Annotated in this window: 23 protein-coding genes; 16 read left to right on the top strand and 7 right to left on the bottom strand. The window is 69.0% G+C overall.

Annotated features, from left to right (window positions below; all coding sequences use genetic code 11):
- Position 1 precedes the first annotated feature (1 nt).
- Positions 2–805, top strand: a complete 804-nt coding sequence (locus tag C8P69_RS10710; protein ID WP_108176929.1) for a crotonase/enoyl-CoA hydratase family protein — start codon at positions 2–4, stop codon at positions 803–805.
- A 3-nt stretch (positions 806–808) separates the two neighbouring features.
- On the opposite strand, the gene C8P69_RS10705 is transcribed toward C8P69_RS10710, so the two are convergent.
- Entirely contained in the window at positions 809–1,897 is a 1,089-nt protein-coding gene (locus tag C8P69_RS10705; protein ID WP_108176928.1) for a malate/lactate/ureidoglycolate dehydrogenase, read from the bottom strand.
- Between the two features lie 144 nt (positions 1,898–2,041).
- Here C8P69_RS10705 and C8P69_RS10700 point away from each other — a divergent pair, with 144 nt between their 5' ends.
- Entirely contained in the window at positions 2,042–2,875 is an 834-nt protein-coding gene (locus tag C8P69_RS10700) for an alpha/beta fold hydrolase (protein ID WP_108176926.1), read from the top strand.
- Here the strand turns inward: C8P69_RS10700 and C8P69_RS10695 are convergent, their stop codons facing one another.
- Positions 2,876–3,700, bottom strand: a complete 825-nt coding sequence (locus tag C8P69_RS10695) for an OmpA/MotB family protein (RefSeq protein WP_108176924.1) — start codon at positions 3,698–3,700, stop codon at positions 2,876–2,878.
- 7 nt (positions 3,701–3,707) lie between these two features.
- A complete protein-coding gene (locus tag C8P69_RS10690; protein WP_108176922.1) occupies positions 3,708–4,478 on the bottom strand; it encodes a motility protein A in 771 nt (256 codons plus the stop codon).
- A gap of 156 nt (positions 4,479–4,634) precedes the next feature.
- On the opposite strand from C8P69_RS10690, the gene C8P69_RS10685 reads away from it, so the two are divergent.
- The 13 genes from C8P69_RS10685 to C8P69_RS10625 all read left to right on the top strand — a co-directional run bounded on the left by C8P69_RS10685 (position 4,635) and on the right by C8P69_RS10625 (position 15,401).
- Positions 4,635–4,838: a hypothetical protein gene (locus C8P69_RS10685; protein WP_108176920.1), complete on the top strand. Its 204-nt coding sequence runs from the start codon at positions 4,635–4,637 to the stop codon at positions 4,836–4,838.
- Between the two features lie 66 nt (positions 4,839–4,904).
- Entirely contained in the window at positions 4,905–5,543 is a 639-nt protein-coding gene (locus tag C8P69_RS10680) for a glutathione S-transferase family protein (protein ID WP_108176918.1), read from the top strand.
- A gap of 19 nt (positions 5,544–5,562) precedes the next feature.
- On the top strand, positions 5,563–6,093 hold the full coding sequence (locus C8P69_RS10675) for a hypothetical protein (protein ID WP_108176916.1): 531 nt from the start codon (positions 5,563–5,565) through the stop codon (positions 6,091–6,093).
- An 81-nt stretch (positions 6,094–6,174) separates the two neighbouring features.
- Positions 6,175–7,521, top strand: a complete 1,347-nt coding sequence (locus tag C8P69_RS10670; protein WP_108176914.1) for an SH3 domain-containing protein — start codon at positions 6,175–6,177, stop codon at positions 7,519–7,521.
- A 73-nt stretch (positions 7,522–7,594) separates the two neighbouring features.
- A complete protein-coding gene (gene lepB, locus C8P69_RS10665; protein WP_108176912.1) occupies positions 7,595–8,332 on the top strand; it encodes a signal peptidase I in 738 nt (245 codons plus the stop codon).
- On the top strand, positions 8,329–9,084 hold the full coding sequence (rnc, locus tag C8P69_RS10660) for a ribonuclease III (RefSeq protein ID WP_245901983.1): 756 nt from the start codon (positions 8,329–8,331) through the stop codon (positions 9,082–9,084). The genes lepB and rnc overlap by 4 nt, the downstream gene beginning before the upstream one ends.
- Positions 9,081–9,989, top strand: a complete 909-nt coding sequence (gene era, locus C8P69_RS10655; protein ID WP_245901982.1) for a GTPase Era — start codon at positions 9,081–9,083, stop codon at positions 9,987–9,989. Before rnc ends, era begins: the two co-directional genes overlap by 4 nt.
- Before the next feature lie 3 nt (positions 9,990–9,992).
- Positions 9,993–10,226, top strand: coding sequence for a DUF1737 domain-containing protein (locus C8P69_RS10650; RefSeq protein WP_108176910.1), 234 nt, complete (start codon positions 9,993–9,995; stop codon positions 10,224–10,226).
- 3 nt (positions 10,227–10,229) lie between these two features.
- The gene (gene recO, locus C8P69_RS10645) at positions 10,230–10,949 is read left to right on the top strand and encodes a DNA repair protein RecO (protein ID WP_108176908.1); all 720 of its coding nucleotides are present in this window, start codon (positions 10,230–10,232) and stop codon (positions 10,947–10,949) included.
- A gap of 31 nt (positions 10,950–10,980) precedes the next feature.
- A complete protein-coding gene (locus tag C8P69_RS10640; protein WP_245901981.1) occupies positions 10,981–11,769 on the top strand; it encodes an ATP12 family chaperone protein in 789 nt (262 codons plus the stop codon).
- A gap of 73 nt (positions 11,770–11,842) precedes the next feature.
- The gene (locus C8P69_RS10635; protein WP_108176906.1) at positions 11,843–12,784 is read left to right on the top strand and encodes a hypothetical protein; all 942 of its coding nucleotides are present in this window, start codon (positions 11,843–11,845) and stop codon (positions 12,782–12,784) included.
- 106 nt (positions 12,785–12,890) lie between these two features.
- Positions 12,891–14,423 carry an acyl-CoA carboxylase subunit beta gene (locus C8P69_RS10630; RefSeq protein WP_108176904.1) on the top strand — a complete coding sequence of 511 codons (1,533 nt, stop codon included), beginning with the start codon at positions 12,891–12,893 and terminating at the stop codon, positions 14,421–14,423.
- 144 nt (positions 14,424–14,567) lie between these two features.
- A complete protein-coding gene (locus tag C8P69_RS10625) occupies positions 14,568–15,401 on the top strand; it encodes a universal stress protein (protein WP_108176902.1) in 834 nt (277 codons plus the stop codon).
- 24 nt (positions 15,402–15,425) lie between these two features.
- Here the strand turns inward: C8P69_RS10625 and C8P69_RS10620 are convergent, their stop codons facing one another.
- The 3 genes from C8P69_RS10620 to C8P69_RS10610 are packed head-to-tail and all read right to left on the bottom strand — an operon-like array spanning position 15,426 to position 18,420.
- Complete coding sequence (locus C8P69_RS10620) at positions 15,426–16,619, bottom strand: dipeptidase (RefSeq protein ID WP_108176900.1); 1,194 nt, start codon at positions 16,617–16,619, stop codon at positions 15,426–15,428.
- A gap of 4 nt (positions 16,620–16,623) precedes the next feature.
- Positions 16,624–17,796 carry a ribonuclease D gene (gene rnd / locus C8P69_RS10615; protein WP_425440755.1) on the bottom strand — a complete coding sequence of 391 codons (1,173 nt, stop codon included), beginning with the start codon at positions 17,794–17,796 and terminating at the stop codon, positions 16,624–16,626.
- A gap of 42 nt (positions 17,797–17,838) precedes the next feature.
- Positions 17,839–18,420 carry a glutathione peroxidase gene (locus C8P69_RS10610; protein ID WP_108176898.1) on the bottom strand — a complete coding sequence of 194 codons (582 nt, stop codon included), beginning with the start codon at positions 18,418–18,420 and terminating at the stop codon, positions 17,839–17,841.
- A gap of 153 nt (positions 18,421–18,573) precedes the next feature.
- Here C8P69_RS10610 and C8P69_RS10605 point away from each other — a divergent pair, with 153 nt between their 5' ends.
- Complete coding sequence (locus tag C8P69_RS10605) at positions 18,574–19,521, top strand: acetamidase/formamidase family protein (RefSeq protein WP_108176896.1); 948 nt, start codon at positions 18,574–18,576, stop codon at positions 19,519–19,521.
- A 3-nt stretch (positions 19,522–19,524) separates the two neighbouring features.
- Here C8P69_RS10605 and C8P69_RS10600 read toward each other — a convergent pair whose 3' ends face one another.
- Complete coding sequence (locus C8P69_RS10600; RefSeq protein WP_108176894.1) at positions 19,525–20,301, bottom strand: creatininase family protein; 777 nt, start codon at positions 20,299–20,301, stop codon at positions 19,525–19,527.
- Positions 20,302–20,484: the final 183 nt, after the last annotated feature.

Here is a 20,484-nt window from a genome sequence, read left to right as displayed (position 1 = left end):
CATGACCGACCTGATCGTCGAACGCTCCGGCCCCGTCGTCACCTTCATCCGCACGCGCTCGGCCGCGCGCAACGCCATGAACCCGGAAGGGGCGGTGGCGCTGACCGAGGCGCTGCTCGCCTTCGAGGCGGATGAGACGGCGAGCGTCGGTGTCATCTGGGGCGCGGGCGGCGCCTTCTGCGCCGGGTTCGACCTCAAGCACGCGGCCCAGGCTCCCGGCGGCACGCCGTTTGGCGGCGACCTCGACATTCCCGAGGGCGATGCCGACTGGCCGCGAGGCCCCATGGGGCCGACGCGCCTTTCCCTGTCCAAGCCGGTCATCGCCGCGATCGCCGGGCCGGCCGTCGCAGGAGGCATGGAGATCGCCCTGTGGTGCGACCTCAGGGTGATGGAGGAGGACGCCTATATGGGCGTCTTCTGCCGGCGCTGGGGCGTGCCGCTGATCGACGGCGGCACGGTGCGCCTGCCGCGGCTCGTCGGGCAGGGCAGGGCGATGGACCTGATCCTCACCGGCCGCAAGGTCGAGGCGGAGGAGTGCCTGCGTATCGGATTGGCGGACCGGGTGGTGCCGCATGGCCAGTCGCGCGAGGCGGCGGAAGCGCTCGCCCATGACATCGCGCGATTCCCGCAAGGGTGCCTCAGGGCGGACCGCTCGTCCGCCCTCGCCCAGTGGGACCTGCCGATGCCGGAGGCTCTGCGGAACGAATGGCGCACCTCCGCCGCCATGGCGGTGGAGGAGGGGATTGCAGGCGCCGGGCGCTTTGCGTCCGGCAAGGGCCGCGGTGGCGATTTCGGCGCGATCTGAGGCTCAGCGCAGCGCCGCCTTGATGACGTTGTCGCCGATGCCCAGCGACGCGGCGGTGGCGGCGATGGCGTCCCAGGTGCCATCGGAGAGCGGCACGCCCTCCGCCTGCTTCTTCGCCCGCGCGCGCGTCTCCGCCTCGCCCGGCACCAGCACCTCGCCGCCGGGCTCCACCGGCTTTGCGCTCTTGTAATAGGCGACGTAGTCCGCGCATTCGCCGGGGAAGAAGCCGTCGGGATCGACCACCTTCGGGTCGATGTAGATGGACATCATGCCGTTGCAGAAACGCTTGTCCGGCCCCGTGGCGCCGGCGCCGGTCAGCGCGCCGCCGAGGATCTCGCACATGAAGGCAAGGCCCGAGCCCTTGTGCTCGCCGAAGGCGCGGATGGCGCCGGGCCCGTTCATCGGGTCGCGCGGGCCGGGGCCCTGGGGGTAGGGCCCGTAGAGCACGGCGGGGTCGTTGCTCTTGGTCCCGTCCGGCGAGATCAGCGCATCGCCGGGGATCGGCTTGCCGCCGAGCGAGGCGACGAGAACCTTGCCCTCGGCCACCAGCGAGGTGGCGAAGTCGAGCAGGAGCGGCGGGGCGCCCGGCCGCGGCACGCCGACACAATAGGGCGCGGTGGAAAGCCGCCTGTCGACGCCGCCATAGGGCGCGACGAGGATCGAGCCGACCACATTGACGAAATGGATGGAAACGAGGCCCTCGGCCGCGGCCATTTCGGCGAAATCGCCGATGCGGCCGAGATGGCCGGCCTTGCGCAGGGCGACGGCGGAGAGGCCATGTTTCTTGGCCTTCTCGATGCCGATGCGCACGGCCTGCGGGCCCACCGTCTGGCCGAATCCGTAATGGCCGTCGAGCACGGTGATGGCGGGCGTGTCGACGACCGCCGTGACGCTCTTGCCGGCCTCGACCCGGCCCTCCTTCAGCCAGTCCACATAGCGCGGCACGCGGGCGACGCCGTGGCTGTCATGGCCGGTCAGGTTGGCCTCGGTGAGGTAGTTGCCGATGCGCCGCGCCTCGTCGGCATCGCAGCCCGCCTTCTCGAAGATGGTGGCGACGAGCGCCTTGAGCCGATCGGCATCGACCAGAGCCATGGGATCCTCCTTTATCGTTGGCGCGATCATGGCCTGCGTCGCGTCCCGCGCCTAGCGCGCGGGCGGGGGAGTGGCCTTGCACGGGCCGCGCTTCCAATTCGTCAAGCGGCGGGTCTAGGCTCTGGCACCCCCAAGGAGTCCGCCATGGTCACGTCGATCCCCGCCCTCACTGCCGGCCGCCTGACGCGGCCCGACGGCGCCGTCATCCATTACGAGACGGGCGGGGAGGGACCGGCGGTGGTCTTTGCCCATGGCCTTGGCGGCAATCACCTGAGCTGGTGGCAGTCGGCGCCGGTTTTTGCCGAGCGCCACCGTGTCGTCGCCTTCTCCCATCGCGGTTTCTGGCCATCGACGGTCGCCTCGGGCGTGCCTGACCCGCAGCTCTATGCGGGCGATGTCGTGGCGCTGCTCGACCAGCTCGGCATCGACAAGGCGGTGATCGTCGGCCAGTCGATGGGCGGCTGGACCTGCGCCGAGACGGCGCTCGCCGCCCCGGACCGCGTCGCGGGTCTGGTGATGGCCTGCACGTCAGGCTCCTTCGACTACGACCATTTCGGCGACGAGGGTGTCGCGGCCTGGCGCAAGGCCGCGCCCGCCGCCATCGACGCGCTGGCCAAGCGCGGCATCCATCGCGCCGCGGGTGCCCGCATGGCGGAGGAGCAGCCTGGCCTCCATGCGCTCTACCAGGCGGTCGACCGGCTGTCGCTCGGCCTCGACAAGGTGGAGATCGGCAACCGCATCCGCGCCATGCGGACGCGCCGGCCGGAGGATGCGGCGCGGATCACCTGTCCGGTGCTGTTCGTCAGTGGCGAGGAGGACCTGCTGATCTGCCCGCGCGGCGTCGAGCTCGTTGCCGGCACCTTCCCGAAGGGGCGCTTTGTGCGGGTGCCGGTGTCCGGCCATTCCGTCTATTTCGAGCGCGCGGCGATCTTCAACGCGCTGGTCGACGGCTTCCTCGGCGAGATCGGCTGGCGCTGATCAGTTGCCGAGGAAGGAGCGCGGCGCGACCGGCGATTCCTTCATGATGAGGATGGAAACGCGCCGGTTCGCCGCGAGATAGGGGTCGTCGGGGAACATCGGCTCGGTGTCGCCCTTGCCGGTGACCGCGAAGATGCGATCGGAGGGCAAGCCATTGTCCTCCAGCACCATGCGCACGGCATTGGCGCGGTCGGCGGTCAGGTCCCACGGACCGTAGCCGGGCCGACCCAGCACGCGGCTTCCCGAGGTGTGGCCGGTGATGGTGATGCGGTTCGACAGCTGGCGCAGCGCCGGCGCGAGGGCGGCGATCAGCCGGCGGGTGCGCTCGTAAGGCTCGCGGCCATCGGGCGGGAACATGGCGCGGCCGTCCTGGTCGACGATCTGCAGGTCGAGACCGTCCGGGCGCTCTTCCATGATGATGTTCTTGGAGATTTCGGCGATCTCGGGAAAGGCCTGAAGGGCCTGCCGGAGGCTGGCCGCAGCGAGCGCCATGCGGCGGTCGGCGAGCGCCGAGAGCGCGTCCGGGTTGCGCTCGTCGGTGCGCGGGGCCGGACGGTCGGTTGGCGAATCGGCATTGGCCGAGAGGTTCTGGATGAACGGCCGCGTCGGGATGCCGTGCAGCTCGATCATGCCGGTGAGCTGGGTGTTGCTCGTCGTGCCGAAGGCCTCGCGAAACGAGCCCGTCATCATGTGCTTCTTGCGCTCGTCCTGGTTCGAGGTCGCGACGAGCACGACGAAGAAAGACATGAGCAGGCCCATGAGGTCGGCGAAGGTCACGAACCAGCCGTGACCACCCGCGTGACCGTCTGCCTTGCGCTTCGCCATGGTCGCCTCAGGCCGCTTCGGCCAGTTCGTGGCGGTCGTGCTCGTTCAGGTAGGCGAGCAACATCTCCTTCACGACCTGCGGACTTTTCTGGTTCCGGATCTGGATGACGCCGTCGATGATGATCGACCGGCAGATATCCTCCTCGGCCATCTTGAGATGGCATTTGTCGGCGATGGGCATGCAGACCATGTTGGCGACGACGGCGCCGTAGAGGGTCGCGATCAGCGCCATGGCCATGATGGGGCCGAGCTTGGACGGGTCGGTCATGTTGGCGAACATGTTCACCATGCCCAGCAGCGTGCCGATCATGCCGAAGGCCGGGGCGCAGTCACCGATGGAGCGATAGATCTTCTGCGCCTCGTCGAGCTCCGCATAGACCTTGTCCTTGTCGGTCTCCATGGTCTGGCGGATGAAGTCGGCGTCATAGCCATCGGCGATGTAGCGGACACCCTGGGCAAGGACCGGATCGGAGATGGTGAGCTTTTCCAGCGCGGTCGGGCCCTGCTTGCGGGCGACGTCGGCGATGTTGGCGATCTCCTCGACGAGCTGGCGCGGGCTGATCGAGCGCATGCCGAGCGCCGCCTTGAAGCCCATGGGGATGCCGTGCATCACCACGCCGAGGGGATAGCGCAGCAGGGTGGCGGCGAAGGCGCCGCCAAAAATCACGATGACCGCGTGCTTGTCGTAGTACTGGGCGAAGTTGCCGCCGTCGATCATGATCAGGATGACAATGACGGCAACGGCTCCAACCAGCCCCAGGATTGTGCCGATATCCATCAATCACTCCGACGATGCGCGCGAACTGTGCTGGATGGTAACGGCAGCCACCTAAGAGTTGCTTAAGGTTGCCGCCGCCTTGCGGCTTTGCGGACGACTTGCCGAAACCCCGCCCGCGCCGGTAAAGGGCTTTCGTTGGCAGGGAGACAGACAGCCATGACCGCCTGGTTCATCCGCGGCCTGACCATCGCCGCAGCCGTGGGCCTCGCCGCCTGCGCCCAGACCGCGCCGCCGCCGCCCCCCGGGCCGCCCGTGGTCAATGCCACGCCGCCGCCGCTTCCGCCGGATCCGGCCCTCGGCGCGCATGCGACGCAGAACCAGGGCGAGAGCCAGCAGGGACGCCGCCAGCGCAACCGCTGAGCCGCCTCCTTTTCGACACGGCGCCACCGTTGAATGCGGCGCCGTAACGCTCCTCCGGAGGATCCCTTGGCTGACTACCGCCTGCATTGCTTCGCCCAGTCAGGCAATGCCTACAAGGTTGCCCTGATGCTGTCGGCTGCCGGCCTGGACTGGGAGCCGGTGCTCGTGCCCTTCTTCGGCGGAGCGACGCGCGATCCCTCCTGGCGCTCGGACGTCAATCCGATGGGTGAGGTGCCGGTCCTCGAACATGGCGACAAGCGCCTGACCCAGTCGGGCGTGATCCTCACCTATCTGTCGCGGCGCACCGGCCTGTTCGGCCCGGCTGACGAGGACCAGGAACTGGAGATCCTGCGCTGGATCCTCTTCGACAATCACAAGTTCACCAGCTATTTCGCCACCCACCGCTTCATGCTGTCGCTGTCCGGCAAGCCAGCTGATCCCGCGGTGCTGGGCTTCTTCCGCGGTCGTGTCGACGGCGCTCTCGGCATCGTCGAACGGCACCTTGCCGGACGGGACTTCATGGTGGGGTCCGCACCGACCATCGCCGACCTGTCGCTGGCCGGCTACATGTTCTATCCCCTCGAGGAAACCGGCTACGACCTCGCCGCCTCGCATCCGAACATCCACGCCTGGCGCGAGCGGATCGCCGCGCTGCCGGGCTGGAAGCCGCCCTATGCCATGATGCCCAGCGCCCCCACGGCCTGAGCGATCCGACGGACAATCCATGACCCGCCGAATTTCCCGTTTCGCCCTTGTCGCCATGCTGGCCGCCAGCGTCCCGCTGGCCGGCTGCATGGGTGGTGGTGACGCCCCCGTGGCGTCCCAGGTTCCCGCTGTCCAGCCGGTTCCGGTGCAGCAGGTCCAGTCGGCGCCGCTGCCGGCGACCGGGACGACGGCCATTGCCGCAGCCCCGGCTCCGGGGACCACGGTGCGGCCGACCGCCGGGCCGACCCGGTTCGAGACCGAGGGGATGCGCACCGCGCCGGGGGCGCGGGAGAGCGCCAGCCTCACCAATGTCTCGCGCGTCTCGACCGGCGCCCCGACCGGCGGCAATGCCTTGGGCGGCACGATCGTCAGCGGCCAGTCGGCCGGCGTCATCCCGACGACGGTCGACCGGAACCGTGAGCCGACGCGGGTGCGCTCCAACGTCGCGCGCGATCCGACCGGTCCCGGCACGCCGCCGCCCATCATCGCGCCGGAGCTGCGGGACACAACCGGTCGGACCATCCGCAACCGGCAGGAAGTCCAGTTCTGACGGACTGAAACACAGCCGGTATCGCGGTGGGATCGGCGGGCAGCATGGCGGCCCGATAGGACGGGGCGGGAGGAAACCGCCATGGCCCGTGCCGTTCATCACATCCGCTTCGCTGCCGCACTGACACTCGCGCTGCTGTCCACGGCCTCCCTGCCGGCCGCGGCTCAGGACGCGCGGCCCCTGCCGCCCTGCACCCTGACCGAACCGGCCTGGCGCACCGATCCCGTCCTTATCGCCGGGCGCCACCATGCCGATGCCGGCCGCCCGGTTGGGCCGCTGGTGTGCCGGACGGTGGACCAGTCCAGCTTCCCCATTGCCGGGGGCACCCTGCGGATCGCGCGGGCCAAGGTGTTCGAGACGCGCGGCAGCGACGAGCTCGAGCAGAACGTCGTGCTGTTCGAGGTCAGCCGCCAGACGGCTGCCGGCACGACGGTCCTTGGCCGCTTCTTCGAGCGCTATGATGCGCATCGCGACCAGCCGACCTTTCACACCCTCGTCTATGACCGTGACGAGGGAACGGTGATCGAACTCGGGCCGCGCGTTCCCGTCGCCTATCTCGTCGCTGGCGACGCCGCGCGGCGGATCGATGCCCATGCCTGGGTTGCCGCGGCAGCCGCTGCCGTTGGTCCCGGATGGGTGCCGGGCGCGCCGGGCCGGGTGTCGATCCTCGACATGCGGGGCGCCATGACCTTCTTCCGCGACGGCGCTGACGATCCCACCCGCGCGGCCAGCGCCTTCGATCCCGGCCGCAGCGTCGAGGTCTCGCTGGTGCTGGAGGGGGACCGCCTCGCCGCCCGCGAGGTCAGGATGGTTGAGCCGCAGCTGGCCCGCAGTTCCGAGGACTGGGAACAGTTCGTCCAGGAGAGCGATGAGGCCAAGGCTGCCCGGGCGCGGCTTCCCGCCGGCACGGAGCCCTGTTCGATCGGGGCCTGGTCGATCGACACCGATCCGTCGGGCCTGAACATGCGGGCGGAGCCCAGCAGCACGGCGCGGGTGGTCGGCAAGATTCCGCCGCCCTGGAAGCCCGCCAACCCGGACGCCGATGTCGAGATGTACCGCTCCCAGTTCAGGGTCGTGGGCTACCAGAACGGCTGGTTCCTCGTCCGTGACGTGACAGCGCCGGGCGTTGCCTATGGCGAGCCCTATCCCCGCAGCCGTCCTCAGGCCCCGCGCGGGGAGGGCTGGGTGTCGGCGCGGCTCGTCGGTGCGGCGCTGGCCAATGGCGGCCTGCCCGAGGGCCGCCTGCACCAGGCGCCGAGCCCCCTGGCGGCCACCCGGCCGGTCCAGCGGCAGGACAGCCCCATCTCGACCGGCGACCCCGTCCAGCGGCTCCTTGCCTGCTCCGGTTCCTGGGGGCTTGTCGAGATCGGCGGGCAGCGCGGCTGGTGGCGCGGCATCTGCGCCAACCAGGTCACGAATTGCAGCTGACCCCCGTCGTCGTTGCGCTTGGGGCCCGCCGCGGGCTATAGGGCGGGCTCCTGCGACATGAGGTTCGACGCGCGTGGCCGATGACAACAAGGGCGGACTGGGCGAGACGGTCCGCGTGGTGATCCACGCACTGCTCATCGCCTTCGTGATCCGCACGTTCCTGTTCCAGCCGTTCAACATCCCCTCGGGATCGATGAAGGACACGCTGCTCGTCGGCGACTACCTCTTCGTCTCGAAGTTCTCCTACGGCTATTCGAAATACTCGTTCCCCTTCTCGCCGGACCTCTTCCAGGGCCGGATCATGGGGTCGGTGCCGAACCGCGGTGACGTCGTCGTCTTCCGCCTGCCGCGCGAACCGGACGTCGACTACATCAAGCGCGTCATCGGCCTTCCCGGCGATCGGATCCAGATGATCAACGGCCAGGTGCATATCAACGGCACCGCCGTGCCGCGCGAGCGGATCGAGGACTTCATGGACAACGAGGACGGCCGCACCGTCCGCACCCGCCGCTTCCGCGAGACGCTCCCGAACGGCGTCAGCTACACGACCCTCGACCTCTACGAGAACGGCTTCTACGACAACACGCCCGTCTATGAGGTGCCGGCCGGCCATGTCTTCGTCATGGGCGACAACCGCGACAATTCCACCGACAGCCGCGTGCTCAGCCAGGTCGGCCCGATCCCGTTCGACCACCTGATCGGCCGGGCGCAGATCCTGTTCTTCTCCATCGAGGAGGGCGAGCGCGCCTGGGCCTTCTGGCGCTGGCCCTGGTCGATCCGCTGGAACCGCTTCGGAAGCCTCGTGAGGTGAACGCGACGGTGGCGCCGGGACGCAAGGCGAAGGCACAGCGCGCCAGCCTCGAGGAGATCGAGGCCCGGATCGGGCACGTCTTCGCCGACCGCACGCTGCTCGCCCGGGCGCTCACCCATCCGAGCGCCGTCAATGGGATCGAGAAGCGCAGCGGCTCCTACCAGCGCCTCGAGTTCCTCGGCGACCGGGTCCTCGGCCTCGCCGTTGCGGCGCTGCTCTACCGGGCCATGCCTGATGAGGACGAGGGGGCGCTGTCGCGCCGCCTCTCCGACCTCGTCCGAGCCGAGACCTGCGCCGAGATCGCCGCGATCCTCGGGCTTGGCGAGGGCGTGAAGGTCGGGCCCTCCGAGAGCCAGACGGCCGTGGCGAAACGCGGCGGCGTTCTCGCCGATCTCTGCGAAGCGGTGATCGGAGCGATCTATCTCGATGCGGGATGGCCGGCGGCGGAAGCCTTCGTCGCCCGCAACTGGAGCGACCGGCTGACCGCCCTGCCGGCCTACCACCGCGACGCCAAGAGCGCGCTGCAGGAATGGGCGCAGGGCAGGGGCCTTGCCACCCCGGTCTACCGGGTCCTCAGCCGCACCGGCCCGGACCATGCGCCGGTCTTCACCATGGCTGTCGTCATTCCCGGTCTTGCCGACGGTGTCGGCGAGGGATCGGCGAAGCGCCAGGCCGAGATTGCCGCGGCGACCGCCGTGCTGCTGCGCGAGGGCGTCTGGGGCGGCGCGCGCGACGAGGAGGCCAGCCTTTGACCGACGAGACCACACGCTGCGGCTTCGTCGCCATCATCGGCGCCCCGAATGCCGGCAAGTCGACGCTGGTGAATGCGCTCGTCGGCGCCAAGGTGACCATCGTCTCGCATAAGGTGCAGACGACCCGGACGCTGGTGCGCGGCATCGCCATGGAAGGCGGCGCGCAGATCATCCTCGTGGACACGCCCGGCCTCTTCGCGCCCCGCCGCCGGCTCGACCGCGCCATGGTCACGGCCGCCTGGAGCGGGGCGGCGGATGCCGACCGCGTCATCGTGCTGGTGGATGCCAAGAAGGGCGTCGACGAGCCGGTCGAGGCGATGCTGGAGAAGCTTGGCGACGTGCGCCAGCCCAAGGACCTCGTGCTCAACAAGGTCGACCTTGTCGAGCGGCCGAAGCTCCTCGACCTTGCCACCGACCTCAATGGCCGCGCCCGCTTCGAGAAGACCTTCATGATCTCGGCCAGTACCGGCTCCGGCGTCATGGATCTGAAGCGCCATCTCGCCACGGCGCTCCCCGCGGGACCCTGGCACTACCCGGAAGACGAGATTTCCGACGTGCCGGCGCGCATGCTCGCCGCCGAGATCACCCGCGAGAAGCTCTATCACCGGCTCCACGACGAGTTGCCCTATGACGCGACGGTGGAGACCGAGTCCTACGAGGAGCGCAAGGACGGCTCCATCCGCATCGAGCAGACGATCTACGTGGTGCGCGAGGGCCAGCGGAAGATCATGCTCGGCAAGGGCGGCGACAGCATCAAGCGCATCTCGACCGCCGCGCGCGAGGAGCTCTCCAAGCTCTTCGAGACCAAGGTGCACCTGTTCCTGTTCGTGAAGGTGCGCGAGAACTGGGGCGACGACCCCGAGCGCTACGAGCGCATGGGGCTGGACTATCCAAAAGGCAGGTGAACCATGCTGTCCGTGAGACCGAAGAAGACCACCACGCTCTATCGCTACATCACCGGTCCTGACGATTCCGCCTTCTGTCACCGCATCTCCGCGGCGATCAACAAGGGCTGGCAGCTCTACGGTCATCCGACCCTGACCTTCGATGCGGCGCAGGGACGGGTCATCTGCGGCCAGGCCATCGTCAAGGAGGTCGAGGACGTGGAATACTCGCCGGACCTGAAGCTCTCCGACTTCTGACCGATGCAGTGGGTGGATGACGGGATCGTCCTCGGCGCCCGCTCCTACGGGGAATCGAGCGTCATCCTCGAACTCTTCACCCGCCATCACGGCCGCCATCTCGGCCTCGTGCGCGGCGGGCGTTCCCGCCGCCAGCAGCCGGTCATCCAGCCCGGCAACACCGTCCATGCCGCGTGGTCTGCACGGCTCGACGAGCATCTCGGCACCTATGCGATCGAGGCCTCGGTCTCGCGCGCCGCGCGGCTGATGGAGAGCCGGGAGGGTGTCGCGGGGATCACGCTCCTGGCTGCCCTTGCCCGGCTGATGCCGGAGCGGGAGGGCCACGAGGGCCTCTATGAGGCGATCGAGCTCATCGCCGACGCGCTGCCAGCGGTCGAGCTGGCGGCGCCGCTGCTGGTGCGCTTCGAGCTGGAGGTGCTGCGGCTCCTCGGTTTCGGCGTCGACCTGTCGGAATGCGCCTCGACCGGTGCGACCGAGGACCTCGTCTATGTCTCGCCGAAATCGGGACGCGCCGTGTCGCGCGCCGCGGGCGAGCCGTGGAAGGACCGGCTCCTGCCGCTGCCCGGCTTCCTGCGGGGCGAGACGGATGTCGGCCCCGGGGATGTCGCGGCCGGCTTTCGCCTTACCGGCTTTTTCCTCGCCCGCCACGTCTTCGAGCCGCGGGGCGTCCCCATGCCCGATGCCCGCGAGGTCTTCCTGCGCTTCGTCGCGCCGCCGGTTTGAAATCGCCGCCTCCAGCCTCTACATCGCCCCCATGAGCAAGAGCATCTTCGACGACTGGTTCGCGCGGGACATGGATCCTGCCGCCTATGACCCGGTGGCGGCCGCGCGCCAGGCGATGAAGCCGACCTATCCGAAGCGCTTCTACAAGGAGGCGTCGGTCGGCCCGTCGGAGGAGGGCTTCCGCCTGCTGCTCGATGGCCGCGCGGCGAAGACGCCGGGCCGCAACGCGCTCGCCTTTCCGACCGAGCCACTGGCCCAAGCCATCGCCGACGAGTGGGCCGCGCTGGACGAGTTCATCGAGCCGCTGCGCATGCCCATCACCCGGATCGCCAATTCGATCATCGATGGCGTCCTGCCTGACCCGGCGCCGGTTGCGACCGAAATCATCCGCTTCGCGAGCTCGGATCTCCTCTGCTATCGCGCCGATGGGCCGCGGGGGCTCGTCGAGCAGCAGGCGGCCGCCTGGGACCCGGTGCTCTCCTGGTTCCGCGACGAGCGCGGCGCCCGCCTGATCCTGTCGCAGGGCGTCATGTTCGTGGAGCAGCCCGCGCCCGCCCTTGCAGCCGTTGCGGCGGCGCTTCCGGCCGGCGACGGCTGGCGGATCGGCGCGACGCATGTCGTGACCACCCTGACGGGCTCGGCGCTCCTAGCCCTGGCGCTGCTCCACGGTTTCCGCGACCGTGATGCGGTGTGGACGGCCGCCCATGTCGACGAGGACTTCCAGATCTCGCAATGGGGCGAGGACGCCGAGGCGAGCGAGCGCCGCGCCCAGCGCCGCCGCGAGTTCGACGCCGCGGCAACGGTGCTCGCCCGTCTGTGACATGACGGCGAAACGGCGGGGCGCCATGCCTTCGCCATGCTCGCCGGTCATCCGACCGGCCGGGAGTTGCGCCATGAAGATCACGCTCGACGTCGGCAAGCTGGTGGAGGAGGGGCGGCTCACCCCCGATGAGGCCAAGCGCCTCATCGCACTGGCGGCCGAAGGCACCGGCTCCCTCGCCATGAACATGCTGATCGGCTTCGGCGTGGTGGCCGTTGCCCTCGGCGCGCTCGGGCTGGTGCCGGAACCCATGGTGGCGGTGGTCCTCGGCGCGCTGCTCGGCAGCGTCGGCCTCGGCTTCGTGCTGAAGGGCGAGAAGGCCTGGTCGGTGCTCGCCCAGATCGTGCTGCTGGCCGGCGCCCTGCTGCTCGCCGGCGGCGTCATGTTCCTCACCAAGGGGTCGGTGCCGGCCCTCTTCGCGGTGACCGCGATCTTCGTCGGCGCCGGTGTCGTGGCGCGCTCGGGGCTGCTCATAGCCCTCGCCGTTCTCGCGCTGTCCGCGACGATCGGGGCCAGGACCGGCTACATGCACGCGACCTACTTCCTCGCGATCAGCCAGCCGGCGGTGACGGTGGCGCTGTTCTCAGGGCTCGCCATCGCCGCCTACGAGGCCTCCAAGTGGCTCAAGGCGGATCTGTCGCGCCTCGCCATCGTCGCGGCGCGCACGGCGCTCCTGCTCGTCAATTTCGGTTTCTGGATCGGCTCGCTCTGGGGCGACCGGCTGACCTGGTTCGTCGAGCCGTCGACCACGTCGCGCTGGGCACCGGTCATTCCTAGCTGGACCTTCTCCATTGCCTGGCTCGTCGCCATCGTCGGCGCCGGCATCTGGGCGGCGCGGGCGAACCGGCCCTGGGTGCTGAACCTCGCCGCCGTCTTCGGCGCCATCCACTTCTACACCCAGTGGTTCGAGAAGCTCGGCGCGACGCCGCTCAGCGTCCTCGTCGCCGGCGTCACGACGCTGGCTCTCGCGGTCGGCATCTGGAAATACAACCAGGGCCGCACCATCGCCGCCTGACGCGCCGCCGCATCCGCCGACAGTCTCATTGGTTGGCGCACAACTTGCGTGCTATCGCAGCGGTCAACCAAGGCCTGCGAGGGGCGGGGGCACACCCCGGGAGTTCATGAAGGACGTGCTCGAGAAGCTGGAACAGCGTCGCGCCGACGCCCGCCTCGGCGGCGGTCAGAAGCGCATCGACGCCCAGCATGCCCGCGGCAAGCTGACGGCGCGCGAGCGCATCGAACTGCTGCTCGACAAGGGCTCCTTCGAGGAGTTCGACATGTTCGTGCAGCATCGCTGCGCGGATTTCGGCATGGAGAAGAGCCACATCCCCGGCGACGGCGTCGTCACAGGCTGGGGCACGGTCAACGGCCGCACGGTCTTCGTCTTCTCCAAGGACTTCACGGTGTTCGGCGGCTCGCTCTCGGGCGCCCATGCCGCGAAGATGACCAAGATCCAGGACATGGCGCTGAAGGCGCGTGCGCCGATCATCGGCCTGTTCGATGCGGGTGGCGCGCGAATCCAGGAAGGTGTCGATGCGCTCGGTGGATATGGCGAAGTCTTCAAGCGGAATGTGACCGCCTCGGGCGTCATTCCGCAGATTTCGCTGATCATGGGTCCCTGCGCCGGCGGCGACGTCTATTCGCCGGCGATGACGGACTTCATCTTCATGGTCAAGGACACGAGCTACATGTTCGTGACCGGTCCGGACGTCGTGAAGACGGTCACCAACGAGGTGGTGACCTCCGAGGAACTGGGCGGCGCTTCTGTCCATGCGGTGAAGTCGTCGGTCGCCGATGGGGCCTACGAGAACGACCTCGAGGCGCTGCTGCAGATGCGCCGGCTGATCGACTTCCTGCCGTCCAACAACACCGAGGGCGTGCCGGAAATCCCGTCCTTCGACCAGCCCGACCGCATCGACATGTCGCTGGACACGCTGGTCCCGGACAATCCGAACAAGCCCTATGACATGAAGGAGCTGATCGCGAAGACCGTCGACGAGGGCGACTTCTTCGAGATCCAGGGCAAGTTCGCCCAGAACATCATCACCGGCTTTGCCCGCATGGAGGGCCGGACCGTCGGCATCGTCGCCAACCAGCCCATGGTGCTGGCCGGCGTGCTCGACAGCGATGCCAGCCGCAAGGCGGCCCGCTTCGTGCGGTTCTGCGACGCCTTCTCGATCCCGATCGTCACCTTTGTCGACGTGCCGGGCTTCCTGCCCGGCACCTCGCAGGAATATGGCGGCCTCATCAAGCACGGCGCCAAGCTGCTCTTCGCCTTCACCCAGTGCACCGTGCCGTTGGTCACCGTCATCACCCGCAAGGCCTTTGGCGGCGCCTATGACGTCATGGCCTCCAAGCATATCGGCGGCGACGTGAACTATGCCTGGCCCACGGCGCAGATCGCGGTGATGGGCGCCAAGGGCGCGGTGGAGATCATCTTCCGGGCCGATATGAACGATCCTGAGAAGATCGCCGCACGCACCAAGGAATACGAGGAGCGCTTCCTGTCGCCCTTCGTCGCGGCTGAGCGCGGCTATATCGACGAGGTGATCATGCCGCATTCGACGCGGCGGCGCGTCGCGCGGGCCCTCGCCCTGCTGCGGCACAAGACGGCCGACATTCCCTGGAAGAAGCACGACAACATCCCGCTGTGAGGCGGTGACTCCATGCCGGTGGGCCCGCTCCCGTTGGGAGCCGCGCCCTCCGGCGCAAGGGGGCTTTGTCTGATCCGCCTCAAGGCGGCATGATCGGGAACGGGCGAAGGTCTCGCCGGTTCGGTCCAGAACAAGGAGCCCATCATGTCGATCAAGTCGGTTCTGCTCGCTCTCATCGCCGGTGACGGCTCGAAGCCGCAGGGGGCGATCGACTACGCCGTCTCGCTCGCGGCTTCGAACGGCGCCCATCTCTCCGTCGTGGTCGGCGCCATCAAGGTGCCGGTCGTTGTCTATTCCGGCGTTGCCGAGGTCCAGGCCATCGTCGCCGACGAGAATGACGGCCGCACCGACAAGGCCGACGCTGTGTGCCAGGAGGTCCGCAGTGCTGCCACCCGGGCCGGCGTCGCCGCCTCGGTGGAGGTCATCACCGACGCCATCGATCCGCTGTTCGCGCGGATCGGCAAGCGCGGCCGGCTGCACGACTTCTGCGTCTGCGGCCGCCCGCGCCCCGACGATGTCTGGGCCACCGAACTCGCCGAGACCCTGCTGCTCTCGACGGGACGGCCCACCATCCTCGCGCCCGACGGTTTCGACCCGGCGCGCGCCTCGAACTCCATCGTCGTCGCCTGGGACGGCTCGGCGGTCGCAGCCCGCGCCATCGGCTCGGCCTCGGACTTCATCGACAAGGCCGGGCAGGTGGAGATCGTCTCGGTCCTCGGCGACCGCCATGCCGATGAGCTTGTGGCCGGCGCGGACCTTGCTCCGATGCTGGCCCATCATGGGGTGAAGGTGACGGTGACCAACCTTCCCTACAGCCGCAATGTCGGCAAGACGATCGTCGAGCACGCCCAGAACACCCGTGCGCAGATGATCGTCATGGGTGCCTATGCCCACTCTCGCTTGAGGCAGATGGTGCTGGGCGGCACGACGACGACGCTGCTGCAGTATTCGCCCGTGCCGGTGCTGATGGCGCACTGACCGGGGCGGCCCAGGGCCGGCGGGTCAGCCCGCCGGCTTGCGGCGCGGCCGGCCGATCGTCTCGGCGGCCACCCTTGCGATCCCCGGCGCCCCGCTGCGCCGAGCCTTTGCCTCAGCCTCGACCTTGCGCCAGACACGCAGCGCATTGCCGGAGAGCAGCCCCTTCAGCGCCGCGTCCGACCAGCCGCGCCGCACCAGTTCGGCGATGAGGTGGGGGAAGCGCGAGGCGTCGGCGAGGTCAGGCGGATTCGGCCCGCCGTAGAAATCCGAGCCGATGCCGATATGGGCGAGGCCGGTGCGCCCGACGATGTACTGGATGTGGTCGCAGAGTTCGCCGATGGACCCGCGCGGCCAGGGCCCCGCCTCGTTCGCGCGTTTCGCCACGGCCGCATCGATGTCGGCGCCGGGCGGCGTCTTGCCGTGCACCTGCAGCGGCGACATCCATTCGTGGCTCTTCCGCGAGATGAAGTTCGGCACGAAGGTCGCCATCACCACGCCGCCATTCGCCTTGACCCGGTCGAGCACGTCGTCGGTGACATTGCGCGGATGCGGGCAGAGCGCCGCCGCATTGGAATGCGACCACAGGACCGGGGCCGTCGTCACGTCGAGCACGGCGTTCTGGGCGGCGGGCGAGGCATGGGCGAGGTCGACGATCATGCCGAGGCGGTTGCACTCGGCGATGACGGCGCGGCCGAAGGCGGTGATGCCGCCGTGGCGCGCCGTGTCGGTGGCCGAATCGATCCAGTCGAGGGTCTCGTTGTGGCAGAGCGTGAGGATGCGCACGCCGGCGGCATACCAGACGCGGAGCGGCGATAGCGAGCCACCAAGGCCGACGGCGCTCTCCACCGAGATGACCGAGGCGATGCGGCCGGCGCGGCGGGCCGCCGCGATATCGGCGGCGCGGCGGGCGGGGCGGAACACATCGGGGTGCAGGGTCTCGATATCGAGACCGATGGCGATCTGCTCCAGCGTGAAGCGGCCGGGATCGGGCACTGATGTCGGGACGAAGGCGGCGAAGACCTGCGCGCCGACGCGGCCCTCGCGCAGGCGGGGAATGTCGGTGTCGCTCTCCTGGTGGACGCGATCGAGCCCATAGGCCTTCACGTCGCCATCCGCGGCGCGGCGGATGGTGAAGGGCAGGTCGTTATGGCCGTCGAAGAGGATGAACCGGTCGAGGAGATCCAGCGCCTTGGCGAGGGCAGGGTCCTGACGGCTCATCGGCTCAGGCCTCCGCGATGACGACGGTGGGCGCGCGCTCGACGGTCGTCACCCGCCCGCGCTCGATGGCGAGCGCAAGGCGCCCGTGTTTCAGGGCGAGCGCCTTGTCGCCGAAGATCTCCCGGCGCCAGCCCTTGAGGGCGCCGATATCGGCCTCGTCGTCCTCGGCGATACGGTCGAGGTCGTCGGAGGTCGCGACGACCTTGGCGGCGACATGGTGCTTCTCCGCCACCATCTTCAGCAGCACCTTGAGCAGTTCCACCGTCGCCGACTGGGACTGGGTCTGCGGCCGGTGCTTCTCGATGGGCGGCAGGCTGCGCGGATCGCGGGCAAGACCGGCATTGACCGCCTCGACCACGGCGAGGCCGTCGCGTGAGCGCTCCCAGCCCTTGGGGATCGAGCGCATGGCGCCGAGCGCTTCCGGCGTTTTCGGCCCGGTCAGCGCGATGTCGAAGAGCGCATCGTCCTTGAGCACGCGCGAGCGTGGCACGTTGCGGCCCTGGGCCTCGCGCTCGCGCCAGGCGGCAACCTCCATCAGCACGGCGAGCTCGCGCGGCTTGCGCACGCGGTTGCGGAAGCGCTCCCAGGCGCGCTCGGGCTCCTGCCGGTAGGTGTCGGGCGAGGTGAGCACGCCCATTTCCTCGGCCACCCAGTCGGTGCGGCCGCGCTTCTCGAGCTCCCCGGTCAGCTTGACGTAGATGTCGCGCAGATGGGTGACGTCGGCGATGGCGTAGTCGATCTGCGCCGTGCTCAGCGGACGCTTCGACCAGTCGGTGAAGCGGCTGGTCTTGTCGAGCTGCGTTCCGTTGGTGCGCTGGACAAGCTGGTCGTAGGAGATCGAGTCGCCATAGCCGAGAACCATGGCCGCGACCTGGCTGTCGAAGAGCGGCGTCGGGATGCGCTTCGACAGGTGCCAGATGATTTCCACGTCCTGCCGCGCCGCGTGGAAGACCTTCACCACGGCCGGATCGATCATCAGGTCGAAGAAGGGGCCGAGGTCGAGGCCCGGCGCGAGCGCATCCACCGCCACGGCCTCGTCGGTGCTGGCGAGCTGGATGACACAGAGCTTCGGCCAGAAAGTCGTCTCGCGGAGGAACTCCGTGTCGACTGTGACGAAGGGGTGCCTGGCGAGCCGTGCGCAGACGGCAGCGAGATCAGAGGAGGTGGTGATGAGCATCACCATCCTCCTTACAGGAGTCTCGCGCCGTTGCGAAAGATATCAGGCGCTTGCGAGCTCTGCCTCGATGAGCGCGATGATGCGCGGATCGGTCGGGCGGACGCGGGCCGGGAAGGCGCCGACCACGCGGCCGGAGCGGCCGATGATGAACTTGTGGAAGTTCCAGGTCGGAATGTCCGTCGGCTTCTGGCTGGCGAGCCAGCGAAAGAGCGGATGGGCCTCGCGGCCGGTCACCCGGTGCTTGGCCGCCATCGGGAAGGCGACGCCATACATGCCCTGGCAGACCGCCGCGATATCGGCGGCCGTGCCGCGTTCCTGGTTGAAGTCGTCCGAGGGCACGCCGATGACGGTGAGCCCGCGCTCGCGGTAGCGCGCATAGACCGTCTGGAGATCGGCGAATTGGGGGGTGAAGCCGCAGGAGGACGCGGTGTTCACCACCATGAGCACGCGGCCGGCATGGTCGGAGAGGCGGATGGTCTTCCCATCGAGGCCTTCGAGTGAGAAGGCATAGGCCGTGGACGAGCTGGCGGCGGTCGAGACGCCCTGCGCGGTGGCCGGAAGGCGCGTGCTGGCGAGAACGGGGAGGGCGGCTGCGGCGGAAAGGAGGCTGCGACGGGTCGGCATGGCGGGGCTCCTGCGCTTCTCACCGAGCATACGCCGAAACCGTCCCGATCGGATGCAGGGCCGGCGAAATTGATCGCGGGTCCTGCAGTGCCTGCGGCTAGGCAGGGGGCACGGCCGCGCTACACTCAGGCTTGGAGCTGAAGGACCTTGCCCATGACCCACCGCCTCGACGCCGGCGCCGACACTGCCCATTGGGGCTATTTCGACGCGACGCTTGCCCCGCGCACCACCATCGCCTCAGGCGAGCGCATCACCATCTCCACCGTCTCCGGCGGGCCGGAGATGCTGCCGCCGGCGGACTGGGGCCATCCGCAAGGGCTCCTCGACATCCACCGCCGTTTCGGCGGGCCGACGCTGCCGGGCCATATCTGCACCGGTCCGGTCGCGGTCGCCGGGGCCAAGGCCGGCCAGGTCCTGCAGGTCGATATCGAGGCGATCGAACTGCATTACGACTGGGGCTACACCTTCGTGGCGCCCCTCGTCGGCGCGCTGCCGGACGACTTCAAGGCGAAGCGCGTCTTCCACTCGCGCATCGACCGCGCGCGGAAGGTGGCGAAGCTCCCCTGGGGCCATGAAGTGTCGCTCGACCGGCCGTTCTTCGGCGTGATGGCTGTGGCCCCGCCGGCCGAATGGGGCCGCGTCAACACGCTGCCGCCGCGCCGCAACGGCGGCAATCTCGACAACAAGGAGCTCGTGGCCGGCACGACGCTCTACCTGCCGGTCTTCGTCGACGGGGCGAACTTCTCCGTGGGTGATGCCCATGGCGCCCAGGGCGATGGCGAGGTCTGCATCACCGCGGTCGAGACCGGCCTCATCGGCACGTTCAAGCTCACCGTCCGCGACGACATGAGCCTGGCCTGGCCGATGGCGGAGACGCCGACCCATGTCCTCACCATGGCCTTCGATCCCGACCTCGACACGGCTGTCCAGATCGCCCTGCGATCGATGATCGACCTGCTGTCCGCGCGGTCGGGCCTGGAGCGCGAGGAGGCCTTCGCGCTGATGTCGCTGGTCGCCGATGTGCGCGTGACGCAGGTCGTCAACGGCAACAAGGGCATCCATGTCATGCTCGACAAGAAGTGGCTGGCGAAGATCCGCTGAGCCTCACTCCCAGGGTTCACCGCGGGCGATGAGATCGGCGAGGGCGTCGGTGGCGGCAGCCAGCAGGCGCTCGCCCTTCTGGCGCGTCGCCTTGCGGGCATCCCCGAGGACGCCGGAGGCCGTCAGGGTGGCAAACGAGCGGAAGCGCTGGGCGGGCGGCGCCAGCACCGCCCGCGGATCGCCGAAATGCGGTCCGACGGCCTCGGTGAGCTTGTCCTCCCGCACCGCCTCGGGCGCGACCGCCATCATCATGGCCGTCTCGGCCTCGCAGGCATGGAGGACGCTTGTCTGATCCTCGAGGATCGGCGCAAAGGCCGGCTGGGCCAGCTCGAAATAGGTGGTTGCCGCCACCACGAGCCCGGTCTCGCGCTCGATGTCGGGCAGGAAGGCATTGAGCGCGGTCATGTTGCCGCCATGGCCGTTGACGATCAGCACCCGCTTGAAGCCATGACGCGCGACGGAGCGGACGAGGCAGATCAGCACGGCCCGATAGGTCGGGATGTCCAGGGTGAAGGTTCCGCCATGGGCCATGTGGTGCTCGGCCATGCCGACCCAGAGCGTCGGCGCGACGACCACAGGCCGTTGCGCCATCGCCTTCTCGGCAGCGATCCGGCACACCGCGCCGCAGAGCGTCGTGTCGACGCCGGTGCCGAGATGGGGGCCGTGCTGTTCCGTCGAGGCGACCGGCAGGAGCACGGTCGCCTCCAGCGCGGCGAGGGCCTTCAGTTCCGGCGCGGTGAGCTTCGACCATTCGACGGTCGGGGTGGATGTCGCGGCCATGGGCTCTCTCCTCTGCGCCGGCCATGGTGACAGCCGGTCACGCGCGGGTCGATCCCCGCCGACCGTGCGGCGCACGCATGTCTCCAATTCGCAGACGAATTGTCGATGAATTGTTGACATGCGGAATAGTCCCACGGAATGTCAGGTCCGGCGCGCTTGGGGATCGCGGCAGGTGCCGTGCCA

This window comes from Phreatobacter oligotrophus (assembly GCF_003046185.1).
Classification (GTDB): Bacteria; Pseudomonadota; Alphaproteobacteria; order Rhizobiales; family Phreatobacteraceae; genus Phreatobacter; species Phreatobacter oligotrophus.
This window is presented reverse-complemented; position numbering and strand designations above follow the sequence as displayed.